Source organism: Pseudomonas sp. AC169, assembly GCF_979258515.1.
The window spans coordinates 2,633,358-2,646,521 of the sequence record NZ_OZ409866.1 but is presented as its reverse complement, the minus strand read 5'-3'; the positions used below and the strand labels follow the sequence as shown (position 1 = coordinate 2,646,521).

The 13,164-nt window shown below is 60.2% G+C and carries 10 protein-coding genes; 8 read left to right on the top strand and 2 right to left on the bottom strand.

From position 1 onward, the window contains the following. Positions 1-10: 10 nt before the first annotated feature. Complete coding sequence (gene polA / locus ACZZ0G_RS12070; RefSeq protein WP_463556275.1) at positions 11-2,815, top strand: DNA polymerase I; 2,805 nt, start codon at positions 11-13, stop codon at positions 2,813-2,815. Between the two features lie 407 nt (positions 2,816-3,222). Here polA and yihA read toward each other — a convergent pair whose 3' ends face one another. Next, positions 3,223-3,867 (bottom strand): ribosome biogenesis GTP-binding protein YihA/YsxC, encoded by a 645-nt coding sequence (gene yihA, locus ACZZ0G_RS12065; RefSeq protein ID WP_122604724.1) that lies wholly within the window; start codon positions 3,865-3,867, stop codon positions 3,223-3,225. Positions 3,868-4,058: 191 nt separating this feature from the next. On the opposite strand from yihA, the gene ACZZ0G_RS12060 reads away from it, so the two are divergent. From ACZZ0G_RS12060 to ACZZ0G_RS12030, 7 genes are all read left to right on the top strand, one after another. Then, a complete protein-coding gene (locus ACZZ0G_RS12060) occupies positions 4,059-4,349 on the top strand; it encodes a c-type cytochrome (RefSeq protein WP_038365005.1) in 291 nt (96 codons plus the stop codon). Positions 4,350-4,392: 43 nt separating this feature from the next. Further along, positions 4,393-5,004 (top strand): c-type cytochrome, encoded by a 612-nt coding sequence (locus tag ACZZ0G_RS12055; RefSeq protein ID WP_008081240.1) that lies wholly within the window; start codon positions 4,393-4,395, stop codon positions 5,002-5,004. Between the two features lie 187 nt (positions 5,005-5,191). Further along, complete coding sequence (locus ACZZ0G_RS12050) at positions 5,192-5,833, top strand: thiol:disulfide interchange protein DsbA/DsbL (RefSeq protein WP_034152237.1); 642 nt, start codon at positions 5,192-5,194, stop codon at positions 5,831-5,833. 14 nt (positions 5,834-5,847) lie between these two features. Next, positions 5,848-6,726, top strand: coding sequence for an endonuclease/exonuclease/phosphatase family protein (locus tag ACZZ0G_RS12045; protein WP_339453894.1), 879 nt, complete (start codon positions 5,848-5,850; stop codon positions 6,724-6,726). Then, on the top strand, positions 6,723-8,798 hold the full coding sequence (locus tag ACZZ0G_RS12040; RefSeq protein WP_463556274.1) for a GGDEF domain-containing protein: 2,076 nt from the start codon (positions 6,723-6,725) through the stop codon (positions 8,796-8,798). The genes ACZZ0G_RS12045 and ACZZ0G_RS12040 overlap by 4 nt, the downstream gene beginning before the upstream one ends. 101 nt (positions 8,799-8,899) lie before the next feature. Next, a complete protein-coding gene (locus ACZZ0G_RS12035; protein WP_463556273.1) occupies positions 8,900-9,682 on the top strand; it encodes an N-acetylmuramoyl-L-alanine amidase in 783 nt (260 codons plus the stop codon). Between the two features lie 76 nt (positions 9,683-9,758). Continuing rightward, on the top strand, positions 9,759-11,372 hold the full coding sequence (locus ACZZ0G_RS12030) for an EAL domain-containing protein (RefSeq protein ID WP_463558847.1): 1,614 nt from the start codon (positions 9,759-9,761) through the stop codon (positions 11,370-11,372). On the opposite strand, the gene ACZZ0G_RS12025 is transcribed toward ACZZ0G_RS12030, so the two are convergent. Next, on the bottom strand, positions 11,369-13,159 hold the full coding sequence (locus tag ACZZ0G_RS12025; protein ID WP_463556272.1) for a KinB sensor domain-containing domain: 1,791 nt from the start codon (positions 13,157-13,159) through the stop codon (positions 11,369-11,371). The genes ACZZ0G_RS12030 and ACZZ0G_RS12025 overlap by 4 nt on opposite strands. Positions 13,160-13,164 lie beyond the last annotated feature (5 nt).

The following is a 13,164-nucleotide window of genomic DNA, read 5'->3' as shown; positions in this document are numbered from 1 at the left end:
GATCCTGCTCATGAGCCAAGCCCCCCTCGTCCTGGTGGACGGTTCGTCTTACCTGTACCGCGCCTTTCACGCGCTGCCACCACTGACCACCTCCAAAGGCCTGCCGACCGGTGCGGTCAAAGGCGTGCTGAACATGCTCAAGAGTCTGCGCAAGCAGTACCCGGACAGCCCGTTCGCCGTGGTGTTCGACGCCAAGGGCGGGACATTTCGCGATGAGATGTACGCCGAATACAAAGCCAACCGCCCAAGCATGCCCGACGACATGCGCGTGCAGATCGAGCCGCTGCACCAGAGCGTGATCGCCCTCGGCTTCCCGCTGCTGTGCGTGGAAGGCGTCGAAGCCGACGACGTCATCGGCACCCTCGCCCGCAGCAGCGCGGCGGCGGATCGCCCGGTGATCATCTCCACCGGCGACAAGGACATGGCGCAACTGGTCGATGGCCACATTACCTTGGTCAACACCATGTCCGGTAGCTCGATGGACGTTGAGGGCGTGAAGGAGAAATTTGGCGTCGCTCCGGAGCAGATCATCGATTATCTGGCGTTGATGGGCGATTCGTCCGACAACATTCCGGGCGTTCCGGGCATCGGCCCGAAAACCGCGTCCGGCCTGTTGGTCGGGGTCAACGGCGGCCTCACCGAGCTGTACGCCAATCTCGACATCGTCCCGACCCTGCCGATTCGCGGCGCGAAAACCCTGCCGGCCAAGCTCGAAGAGCACAAGGAGATGGCTTTCCTCTCCTATCAACTGGCGACGATCAAGATCGACGTGCCGCTGGACATCGAACTCGATGACTTGCAGATGGGCGCAGAAGACCCGGCCAAGCTCTATGAGCTGTACTCGCTGCTGGAATTCAAAAGCTGGATCAATGATCTGGATCGCGACGCCAAGCGTCTGGAATTGAGCGCAGCCGCCGAGCCTGCGCCGGCCGGCGATCTGTTCAGCGCGCCAGCGGACGAAGCGCCCGCCACTCCTGCTGAAGCCGCTTACGAAACCATCCTTGATCAGGCGCGGTTCGACGTCTGGCTGGAAAAGTTGAACAACGCCAAGCTGTTCGCTTTCGACACCGAAACCACTGGCATCGACGCGCAGCAGGCGCAACTGGTCGGCCTGTCGTTCGCCGTGCAGGCCAACGAGGCCGCGTACATTCCGCTGACCCACTCCTACATCGGCGTGCCGGAGCAGCTGGATCGCGACACCGTGCTGCGCGCACTCAAGCCGATTCTCGAAGACCCGAGCAAGCTCAAGGTAGGCCAGCACGCCAAGTTCGACATGAATATCCTGGCCAACTGCGCCATCGGTGGCGATCAGAGCCAAGGCATCACCGTGCGCGGCATCGCTTTCGACACGATGCTTGAGTCCTACGTGCTCAACTCCACCGCCACCCGCCACGACATGGACAGCCTCGCGCAGAAGTACCTGGATCACACCACCGTGAGCTTCCAGGACATCGCCGGCAAAGGCGCCAAGCAGCTGACCTTCGACCAGATCGCCCTGGAACAGGCAGGCCCGTACGCCGCCGAAGACGCTGACATCACGTTGCGTCTGCACCAGACCCTGTTCGAAAAACTCAGCGCCATCCCGAGTCTGGCCAGCGTGCTGACCGACATCGAAATCCCGCTGGTGCCGGTGCTGGCGCGCATCGAGCGCCAAGGCGCGTACGTTGATGCGGCACTGCTGGGCGTGCAGAGCATCGAGTTGGGCGACAAAATGGTCGCGCTGGAGCGCGAAGCGTTCGAGATCGCCGGCGAAGAATTCAACCTCGGCTCGCCGAAGCAGTTGGGCGTGATTCTCTACGAGAAACTCGGCCTGCCGGTGCTGAAAAAGACCGCCAAAGGTCAGCCGTCCACTGCTGAAGAAGTGTTGGCGAAACTCGCCGAAGACGATCACCGCTTGCCGAAGGTGCTGATGGAGCACCGTTCGATGAGCAAGCTGAAAAGCACCTACACCGATCGCCTGCCGGAGCAGATCAACCCGCGCACCGGGCGTATCCACACTTCGTATCACCAGGCTGTGGCATCGACCGGTCGCTTGTCTTCCAGCGATCCGAACCTGCAGAACATTCCGGTGCGTACCGCTGAAGGCCGGCGTATCCGCCAAGCGTTCGTCGCGCCGAAGGGCTACAAACTGCTGGCGGCGGACTATTCGCAGATCGAACTGCGGATCATGGCGCACCTGTCCAAGGACGAAGGCCTGATGAACGCCTTCCGCAACAACCTCGACGTGCACACCGCCACCGCTGCCGAAGTGTTCAAGGTCGAGCTCAACGAAGTGAGCTCGGACCAGCGCCGTGGCGCCAAGGCGATCAACTTCGGTCTGATCTACGGCATGGGCGCGCAGAAGCTCGGCAAGGACATTGGCGTCGATACCAAGACAGCCAAGGCTTACATCGACACCTACTTCGCCCGCTATCCAGGCGTGCGTGAGTACATGGATCGCACCCGCGCGCAGGCGGCGGATCAGGGTTATGTCGAGACGTTCTTCGGGCGTCGTCTGTACCTGCCGGAGATCAACTCGAACAAGCCGCAGGAACGCGCCGCCGCCGAACGCACGGCGATCAACGCGCCGATGCAGGGTACGGCTGCCGACATCATCAAGAAAGCCATGGTCGCGGTGGATAATTGGCTGGCGACATCCGGGCTGGACGCCAAAGTCATTTTGCAGGTGCACGATGAATTGGTGCTGGAGGTTCGTGAGGATCTGGTCGAACAGGTCAGCGCCGAGATTCGCGTACACATGAGCGAAGCGGCGAAACTGGATGTGCCGCTGCTGGTCGAAGTCGGTGTGGGCAACAATTGGGATGAGGCTCACTGAGCCATTGATCTCGGTCTGCCGCGACCCGTTGTCGCGGCAACGCCGGTAATACCTGCTTATTTCGAAAAACGCTGGAGATTATTCCAAAGCTTTTTGAAAAAAATCTGAACTAATCTGGAAGGACACCACTCAGAGATACTGAATGGCTGGTGAAGCCCTTCGATGCTCCTATGTTGTGTTAAGTGTTGGCAGATATCTGAACCCCGCCCTAGCGGTTCGGAACTTAAACCCCGGAACTTCTCCCTCCCCAATGAAGTCCGGGGCTTTTTTTGCCCCAAAACTGTCTGTGATGCCGTCATGCTGCGTTAAAAGCACCGCTAAAAATGCTCATTTAGGTACCCTAAACTCCGCTTTTTAGCGGTGCTTTCGCCTTGCCTGACAGCACCACAGACAGTTTTGAAATTGTCTTACTCGGCTGCCGCCTCGGCGCCTTTGTCTGCGAGTTCCATCCAGCCTGCCAATACAGTGTAGGCCTCTTCCAGGCCCATGCGTTTTGGCGCGGAGAACAGCTGGATGGTGACTTGGTCGCCCCAGCCTTTGCGAATTTCCGACTGCACTTTGAGCAGGGTGTTCTTGGCTGCGCCGTAGGTCAGTTTGTCGGCCTTGGTCAGCAGGATGTGCATCGGCATGCCGGCGGCAACGGCCCAGTCGAGCATCAGCAGGTCGAAGTCGGTCATTGGATGACGGATGTCCATCATCAGAATCAAGCCCTTCAAACTCTCGCGGCCACCGAGGTAAGCCTCAAGGTGACGCTGCCAGTGCATCTTCAGCGGGATCGGTACTTTTGCGTAACCGTAGCCCGGCAGGTCGACCAGACGCCGATCTTCGTCTAGCTTGAAGAAGTTCAACAGCTGTGTGCGCCCCGGAGTTTTCGAGGTGCGCGCCAGGCTGGCGTGAGTCAGGGTGTTCAGCGCGCTGGATTTGCCGGCGTTGGAACGGCCGGCAAACGCTACTTCAAAGCCTTCGTCGTCAGGGCATTGATCGACTTTGGCGGCACTGAGCATGAACGTGGACTGTTGGCACAGGCCGAGGATGGGATTCTTGAGTTGCATGGGATTTCCGATGTGGGCGGCGCCGGGATTGGGCGCGGAACGCGGTGTCGCTTCCGTTTCAGTGACGCCAGTATATAATGCCGCAGATTTTGTGTGTGCTTTGTCCCAGCGTAGGATGAAGTTCACGAGAGCGACAGACCTTGATTGCGCATTAGAACGCAGAACGCTCTCAACCCTGAAAAGGTCGTTTTATGACGAAATGGCTGCTGGCTGCCGGAGTCTTGATGCCGCTTTACAGCGCACAGGCTACACAGGATCCGGAAGCTGTGTACAACCGTGTTTGTGGTGCCTGTCATTCCGGCCAACTACCCATGGCGCCCAAAAGAGGCGATCAGGAAGCTTGGACGCCGAGGTTGGCGAAAGGTATGGGGACGCTGGTGCAACACGTGACCCAGGGTTTCAAGGCGATGCCGCCGCGTGGTTTGTGCATGGACTGCAGTGCCGAGGATTACCAAGCCATCATCCTTTGGATGAGCGAGTAAGCCCGGTCCATAACTTAACCCTTAGCCGTAGTTGGATTAGCTGATGAACAAATTGATCGTGAGTCTGCTGTTGACCGTGGGAATCTCAGGCTTCGCCCATGCTGCCGGTGATGCCGCAGCGGGCCAGGCAAAAGCCGCCGTTTGTGGAGCCTGCCATGGCCCGGACGGCAACAGCATGGCGCCAAACTTTCCAAAACTGGCCGGTCAAGGTGAACGCTACCTGACCAAGCAGTTGCACGACATCAAGTCGGGCAAGCGCACCGTTCTGGAAATGACCGGGCTGCTGACCAACCTGAGCGATCAGGACCTGGCCGACATCGCCGCCTACTTCGCCAGCCAGAAAGGCAGCGTCGGCGCCGCCGATCCGAAGATCGTCGCACGCGGTGAAGCACTGTTCCGTGGCGGCAACCTCGCCAAAGGTCTGCCCGCCTGCACCGGCTGCCATTCGCCAAATGGCGCCGGCAACGCCGCTGCCGGCTTCCCGCATCTGGGTGGCCAACACGCTCAATACATCGCCAAGCAGTTGACCGATTTCCGCAAGGAAGAAGGCGGCCGCACCAACGACGGCGATACCATGACCATGCAGACCATCGCCAAGCGCTTGAGCGACGAAGACATCGCAGCGGTCTCCAGCTACATTCAGGGTCTGCACTAAGCGCACTTTGCAGCGATAGATCTCGCGCAACGTTAACGCTCGATTAATCCGTCGCAGCAAGTATAAAAAGGGTGGCTTTAGCCGCCCTTTTTTGTGGCCGCTACCGTTACACTACAGAACTCATGCCCGCCAGGATCTGTCTGAAAACAGGTCGCGCGAGGCGACCAAAATTGTCCAGGAGTAAAGCATGCGTAATCTGATCATCAGCGCCGCTCTCGTCGCTGCCAGCCTGTTCGGCGTCACCGCCCAAGCCGCCGAAGCCCCAGCCGCCCCTTACGTGGAACTGGCCAACCCGGTACCGGTTGCAGAGCCTGGCAAGATCGAAGTGGTCGAGCTGTTCTGGTACGGCTGCCCGCACTGCTACGCCTTTGAGCCCGTGATCAATCCATGGGTTGAGAAACTGCCTTCGGACGTCAACTTCGTGCGTATCCCGGCCATGTTCGGCGGCCCGTGGGACGCTCACGGTCAAATGTTCCTGACCCTCGAAGCCATGGGTGTCGAGCACAAGGTTCACGCTGCCGTATTCAACGCGATCCAGAAAGAACACAAGAAGCTGACCGACAAGAACGACATGGCTGACTTCCTCGCCACCCAAGGCGTGGACAAGGACAAATTCCTCGCCACTTTCGACTCGTTCGCTATCAAGGGTCAGATCGTAAAAGCTCGCGAACTGGCCAAGAAGTACGAAATCACTGGCGTGCCAACCATGATCGTCAACGGCAAGTACCGCTTTGACATCGGCTCTGCCGGTGGTGCCGAGCAAGCGCTGCAACTGGCTGATCAACTGGTCGCCAAAGAGCGAGCGGCAACCAAGGCTGCTGCCAACTAAGCGCGGCAACCGCCATGCGCCGCTGGAAGTCTGAACGCATCGTTGGCCTGCATGATCCGCAGGTCAACGAGCATCACCTGGCATCCACGGGCTTGCCCGCAGACCAGCGTCTGCGCTTGCTCAGTTTCAATATCCAGGTCGGCATCAGCACCGAGCGCTATCGGCATTACCTGACCCGCAGTTGGCAGCATCTGCTGCCGCACACCGGGCGCTCAGGCAATCTGCAAAAGATCGGCGACCTGCTGGGCGATTTCGATCTGGTCGCTCTGCAGGAAGCCGATGGCGGCAGCCTGCGCTCAGGCTACGTCAATCAAGTCGAACACCTGGCGCACCTCGGCGCCTTCCCCTACTGGTATCAACAACTCAATCGCAACCTCGGTCGACTGGCCCAGCACAGCAATGGCGTGCTCAGTCGCCTGAAACCGTGGGCGATCGAAGATCATCCGCTGCCCGGTCCGAAAGGTCGCGGCGCGATCCTGCTGCGCTTCGGCGAAGGCCCGGAAGCGCTGGTGGTGGTGATGATGCACCTGGCCCTCGGCGCGCGTACGCGCAGTCTGCAACTGGGCTACATTCGAGAGCTGATCGGCGGCTATAAACATCAAATATTGATGGGTGACATGAACACCCACGCCAGCGATCTGCTACAACAGTCACCGTTACGCGATCTCGGTTTGCTGGCCCCGCAGGTGGAAGCGACATTCCCCAGCTGGCGCCCTCAGCGTTGCCTTGATCATATTTTGCTCAGCCCGACCCTGACCCTGGAAAAGGTCGAAGTGCTGGCCCAACCGATTTCCGATCACCTGCCGGTCGCGGTAGAGATTCGTCTGCCGGGTTCGCTCACGGCCGATGCATTGCCCGCGTTGAGTCCTGCCCCTCGCGGAACCCCTGAATGAGCGACGACGCCCAGCGCTGGAAAGAGAAGTACCTCAAAAGCATCGAACAGCAGGACAAACTCGAACGCCGCTGGGCCGCCAGGCTCGACTTGCTGCGGCGCGGTCTGGTGCGCAGCACACTGGCAGCCGAGGGCACCGATAAAGTCGTCGATCAGTGCATGAAAGAGATGCGCGATGTGGTGCGCACCGACGACATGGACGCTGGGCTCGCCGCCCTGTTGCCGCGCCTGGAAAAAGCCGTGCTCGATTCCGAGCAGCGCCGCGAAACCCGCATCGATCAGGTCAGTACCGCGCTGACGTCGCTGGTCAGCCAGTTGCAGGCGTTGCCGCTGCCGCGTGAAGTCGCCCAGCCGCTGAAAAAATTCGCCAAGCAACTGGATAGCCGCGTCGGTTCGGCGCGGGAAATGCCATTGCTGCTGAGTGAGCTCAGCGGCTTGCAAGGCAAGGCGTTGAGTCAGCTGGAAACGCCCGCCGAACCGGGACGCCCGGGCTTGCTGCAGCGTTTGTTTGGGACTCGTGACAACGAAGAAGCGCCAGCTCCGAACGCAGAAACGCCCGTGCTGGCGCCGGTAACGCGTGAAGTGCAAACGCCAGCCGCGTCAGAAGCCGAGCCAGAACCAGCGCCCGCGCAGACTGCCGCTGTTGCAGAGCCGGTCATCGCCGCTGCCGTTATCAAACAGCCCGAGCCCGCGACTGAGGCGCCCTCGCCGCTCTCAGAGCCCCAGGCGGAACCTGACGTGGCTGCGTTTGAACCACCCGCCAGCGCCCGCGAAGCAACGGATGTTGCGGCTGAAGCAACGACCGACGAGGCCGAGACTGCAGCCGTCAGTGCGCCAACTGCCGCCCCGACGCCGACTGTAGCCGCCAGCTTCAACCCCGACGAATTGATCCACCCCGGCGACCCGACGCCGCTGATTCTCGACAGCCTGCCCCTACCCGAACCGATGGCACAGGCCTTGGCAGCCATCGACCCGGAACAATCCGAGCACGACATCCTCTTCGCCCTGCCGGATTCCCCGGAGCCGTCCTACAGCTCCGTGGCCAAACACATCGAAGACACCCTGATCGGCCTGCTCGACGACCTGACCCTGCCCGAGCGTCACCGTCCGCAAGCCGAAGCGATGCGCGAGCGCCTCAAACACGGTTTGAACTGGTACGAACTGATCCCGATCCTCGACGATCTCGCAACGTTGATGCTGGCGATCACCGACAGCGGTCAGCATGAATTTGAAGCCTATCTGCAACAGCTCAACGAACGCCTCGAAGCGTTCCAGAGCAATCTGCAAGCCGCCAGTGAAGGTCACGCCGACAACAGCTCGGCAGCGCGGGCGATGGACACACAGATCCGTGAGCAGGTCGACGGTTTGCAGACCAGCGTCCAGGAAGCGGCGGATCTGGATGACCTCAAGCAAGTGCTTGAGAATCATCTCGAGGGCCTGCTCGGCACCATGGATCAGCACCAGAAGCAGCGCGACGCTCGCGAGCAGGAAGTGGCGACACGGCTCAAAAGCCTGTCCGAGCGCGTGTCGCATATGGAACAGGAAGCCCAGGGTTTCCGTGAACACCTGGAAGTCCAGCGCCAGAAAGCCATGATCGACCCGCTCACCGGCCTGCCCAACCGCGCCGCGTGGAGCGAACGCCTCGAACAAGAAATCCAGCAGTGGCAACAACACGGCAACACCCTGAGCCTGGCCATGCTCGACCTCGATCACTTCAAACGGATCAACGACAACTATGGCCATCTGGCCGGCGACAAAGTGCTGAAGATCATCGCCACCGTGCTGCGCAAACGCCTGCGCGGTTCCGATTTCATTGCTCGTTTTGGCGGCGAAGAATTCGTGTTGTTGTTGCCGGCCACGCCGCCAGCAGTCGGCGCAAAACTGTTGGAAACGTTGCGCGCGGCCATCGAAGCCTGCCCCTTCCACTTCAAGGGCGAGCGCGTGACCATCACCATTTCCATGGGACTGGCCTCGTTCCGTGCCGGAGAACACAGTGATCTGGTGCTGAAAAGAGCCGATCAGGCGCTATATAGGGCAAAAAACGCGGGACGCAACCGGGTCGAACTGGGCTAAGCAAATTGTTCCATTTTGTTTAAATCCGCCCGCTGACCGTCGAGACGCAAGGCAGTACGTTACACTGTTGCATTACTGTCTTGCGTGTACTCTCCTCTGCCATGAAATTCTTTGCCCTCCTCGCTTCGCTGCTCGTTCTGGCTGGTTGTGCCAGCGGCCCGCGTTACGACACCAGCCATCCTTCGGCCAATTACGACAGTCGTATTCAGTTCGTGATCGTCCACTACACCTCGACATCGCTGGAGCGCTCGCTGCAATTACTGACTCACGGCGAAGTCAGCAGCCATTACCTGATCGGCGACGACAACAGCGGCACCATTTACAAGCTGATGGACGAAAACCAGCGCGCCTGGCACGCCGGCGAAAGCCAATGGCAGGGCCGCACCTGGCTCAATTCCAGCTCGATCGGCATTGAAATCGTCAATCCGGGTTTCAAGGACACACCGACCGGGCGCCTGTGGTATCCGTACAGCGAAGCGCAGATTCAATCGCTGATCGTCCTGCTCAAGGACATCAGCAAACGCAACGGCATCAGCCCGCGTCACATCATTGGCCATAGCGACATCGCGCCGTTGCGCAAACTCGATCCGGGTCCGTTGTTCCCATGGAAGCGTCTCGCCGCCGAAGGCTTGGGCCTGTGGCCAAACGAACAGGCGGTAGCGCGTCAGCAAATGCTGTTCAACAGCAGCGAATTGCCGAGCATCAGCTGGTTCCAGGCACAGTTGGCGCACTTGGGCTATGACACACCGCAAACCGGCGAACTGGACGTTGCGACGCGCCACGTCCTCGCCGCGTTCCAGATGCACTTCCGGCCTTCGCGCTTTGACGGCACGCCGGATGCGCAAACCGCAGCGTTGTTGCTGGTGCTCAATCAGACAAAATAATGACGCCCGCCCGACGGTCAGGGCGAAATTGCAATCAGCAGCTATAACTCATTGGTAATTCTTCGGATATTCCATGATGGTTGCTACCCGAGCGACGCTGCGTAGCTGGTTTTATCGCCCCTGGTTTTTGGCGATGATCGCGGCTGTCCTCAGTGCCAGCCTGCTGATCGCCGGTGGTATGTTCGTGGCGATGCGTCAGGTCGAGCAAAGCGAAAGTCAGGAAATGAACGCGCAAGGCGAGCGTTTCCTCGCCCGCCTCGAACAATTGTTCGGCCAGTTACGCGAAAGTCTCGACGATCTTGAAGCGCAGCCATTGCGCAGTTGTGACGATGAAATGATCGCCACCCTGCAGCAAGTCACCTTCAACTATCGCTTCGTCTACGAAGCAGCCTATATGGACGCCTCGCGGATCTGTTCCAACCGCCCGCGCCAGGAAGGCCTGTCGGTGGTCCGCGCCCCCGATATCAAAGGCCCGACTTACAGTTATTGGCTAAACACCACTACCGAACCCGATGAAAACCGCGCAGCGCTGATGCTCGGGCGCGGCAATTTCCGCGTCGCGACCTCACGCGGGCACCTGACCGACATGGTTGATCTGTCGCCCGGCAGCAGCCTTTTGGTGGTGCTTGACCACGGCACCCGAGCCATCCCGGTGCTGGGCACGGAACAGGCCTGGCCGCCCACGGAACATTGGCCACCGAAAAGTCGTGAGGCCTTGCAGGTGACGCAAACCCGGCTGATCTATCGCATGCCCACCGACAATCCCGAATACCAACTGGTGCTCATCACCCCGCGCAGCGGCATGCACATCCCCGCTGTCTGGTGGTGGATGATCCCGGTCTGCCTGATCGCCGGTGCCATTGTCGGCTTTCTGGTGTTCGTGCTGGTACGTCAACGCCAGTCACTGGATGCCGAACTGCAGGGCGCGATTCGTCGCGGTGAGTTGCAGGTGCTCTATCAGCCGATCTTCGATCTCGACAGCCGCAACTGCGTCGGTGCCGAAGCCCTGCTGCGCTGGCGTCGCCCGGACGGCACGTTGACCAGCCCAGATCTGTTTATCCCCATGGCGGAAAATACCGGGCAGATCCGGCAGATGACCGATTTCGTCCTGCAGCGCCTGCTGGAGCAACTCGGCCAATTGCTGCGCGCCAATCCGCAGTTGTACATCTCGGTCAACCTTGCAGCGTGCGACGTGATGGTGCCGCGCATTGGTCAGGTCATGGCGCGCCTGCTCACGCTCCATCGGGTGGCCGCGCGGCAGATTGCCTTCGAGGTCACCGAGCGTGGCTTGATTGACGTGGTGGTGGCGCGGGAAAACCTGCAAGCCTTGCGCGATGTCGGCCATCAGGTGTTGATCGACGATTTCGGCACCGGCTATTGCAGCCTCGCCTACTTGCAAACCTTGCCTGTGGACTGCTTGAAGATCGACAAAGCGTTCATCGATGCGCTGGGCCATGACGCGGCCAGCAGCGGCGTCGCCCCGCACATCATTCACATGGCCCAGGCGCTGGATCTGAAGGTGATTGCCGAAGGCATCGAACTCGAATCCCAAGCGCAATTGCTCAGCAGTGAAGGGGTGAAGTTCGGTCAGGGCTGGTTGTTCGCCCATGCGCTGAGCGCGGTGCAGTTCATTGAGTTGATCACCCGTGGCCGGCGCCTGGCCGGTCGGCGCATGGACGACGAAGCCTAAACGGCGAGCGCCATGTAGAACTGCGTGCCCTGCCCCGGCCGCGAATAAACGCCCATACGTCCGCCATGCAACTGGACGATTTCCTTGCACAGCGCCAGACCCAGCCCGGCGCCGCCCTTTTTGCGTCCGACCTGCACAAACGGTTCGAAGATTCGTCCTTGCTGACCGTAGGCAATGCCTTCGCCGTTGTCCTCGACGCTAATGATCACTCGCTCGCCATGTCGGCGCGCCTGCAAACGGATCTGACCGTCGCGGGCGGTGTGGCGCAGTGCGTTGTCGATCAGGTTGTCGAGCACGCGATCGAGTTGCGCCTGATCGGCCTGCAAACGTGGCAACGGCCCCTGCACTTCAACATTCAGGGCGATGCCCCTGGCCGCCGCCGAATCGGCAAAACGCAATTGCGCCTGTTCCAGCAAATCTTCGATTGAGCATGGCGCCAGGGTGAGTTTCTGCAAGCCGTTCTGATAACGCGAGAAGTTGAGCAAGTCATTGATCAACTGCATCAGGCGCTGCATTTCCTCGTTCACGGTGTCGAGCAGATCAGCCTCGCGTGACTCCGCTGGAAACTTCGCCCGCTCGCGGAACAAGCCGAACGCCATGTGCATGCCGGTGACCGGCGTGCGTAGCTCGTGGGAGGCGCGCAAGACGAATTCGCTGCGTACCCGTTCAAAGGCGCGCTGCTCGGTGACATCGTGCAACACCATCACCGCGCCGACGATATGGCCCTGCGTGTGGCTGACCGGGGTCAGGCTATACGTCAGCAAGCGTGATTCGCCATCGACCTCGATACTCAAATCTTCCGGCGCCCGCTCCAGCGTGCCGCCGCGTAGCACCAGTTGCAGCTGCGCATCCAGCTCTGGGCGTTCCAGCGCAGTGCCCAGCCCCTGGCCGAGACGGTCATCCTCCCAGCCCAATTGTCGCTGAGCCACTGGATTGAGGTGCTCCAGATGTCCCTGACGGTCGATCATCAGCAAGCCGTCATCGATGCTGTCGAGCACTGCTTGCAAGCGTTGCTGGCCGGCAAGCAATTCATCGACGTTGGTCGCCTGATGCTCGCGGAGCGCCTCGGCCATCAGGCCGAAACGTTTGGTCAGCAGGTTCATTTCCATCGCCGAGGAAATCGGCAGGGTCACTTCGAAATTGCCCTGGCCGATATTGTCCGCCGCTTTCGCCAGCGCCTCGATCGGTGCGCCGAAACGCCGGGCAATGCCGTGGGCCGTGATGAAACCGATGATCAGCACCGCCAATCCGACGAAACCAAGCAGACCGGCGATCAACAAGGCACGGTCGCGCGCCTCATGCTGTACCGCGTTGATGTTGTCCAGCGCATGTTTGTGTTCGGCGATCAGCCCGTTGCGCAGTGTATTGAAGCGCTCTCTGAAGTCTGCACTGCTGCTCATCGAACTGGCAGGTTCACGGGACAGATCGAATGATTGCAGGAAGTTCAGGTAATCCGCTTTGGCCTGACTGAACCCGTATTGGCGGCCATCCCCCTCCCGTTCTTGGGCGATGCCCTCATCCAGCAGCTGGAAGTAATGCTGCTTTGACGCTTCGAACGCTACCGGGTCGGGCTTTTCCGCGAGCATGATGATCAGTTGATCACCCAAGGTCTGGCGCAGCTTGAGACCCAGATCAAGGGTGATGAAGTTGCTGCGTACCAAGGCTTCCTGAGTACCGGTCATCTGCATCACGCTGACCAGCCCGAGCAGCAGCCCGAGCAAGGCCACGGTGATCAGCGCGGAAATACTCAAGAACAAACGGGTCCGCAACTTCATCGCCAGTTTCATCGCCG

What these genes read in the sequence shown, in the direction of transcription:
- polA (WP_463556275.1), top strand. Translation starts at nt 11, where the DNA reads ATGAGCCAAGCCCCCCTCGTCCTGGTGGACGGTTCGTCTTACCTGTAC.
- yihA (WP_122604724.1), bottom strand. Translation starts at nt 3,867, where the DNA reads ATGCAACTCAAGAATCCCATCCTCGGCCTGTGCCAACAGTCCACGTTC.
- ACZZ0G_RS12060 (WP_038365005.1), top strand. Translation starts at nt 4,059, where the DNA reads ATGACGAAATGGCTGCTGGCTGCCGGAGTCTTGATGCCGCTTTACAGC.
- ACZZ0G_RS12055 (WP_008081240.1), top strand. Translation starts at nt 4,393, where the DNA reads ATGAACAAATTGATCGTGAGTCTGCTGTTGACCGTGGGAATCTCAGGC.
- ACZZ0G_RS12050 (WP_034152237.1), top strand. Translation starts at nt 5,192, where the DNA reads ATGCGTAATCTGATCATCAGCGCCGCTCTCGTCGCTGCCAGCCTGTTC.
- ACZZ0G_RS12045 (WP_339453894.1), top strand. Translation starts at nt 5,848, where the DNA reads ATGCGCCGCTGGAAGTCTGAACGCATCGTTGGCCTGCATGATCCGCAG.
- ACZZ0G_RS12040 (WP_463556274.1), top strand. Translation starts at nt 6,723, where the DNA reads ATGAGCGACGACGCCCAGCGCTGGAAAGAGAAGTACCTCAAAAGCATC.
- ACZZ0G_RS12035 (WP_463556273.1), top strand. Translation starts at nt 8,900, where the DNA reads ATGAAATTCTTTGCCCTCCTCGCTTCGCTGCTCGTTCTGGCTGGTTGT.
- ACZZ0G_RS12030 (WP_463558847.1), top strand. Translation starts at nt 9,759, where the DNA reads ATGGTTGCTACCCGAGCGACGCTGCGTAGCTGGTTTTATCGCCCCTGG.
- ACZZ0G_RS12025 (WP_463556272.1), bottom strand. Translation starts at nt 13,159, where the DNA reads ATGAAACTGGCGATGAAGTTGCGGACCCGTTTGTTCTTGAGTATTTCC.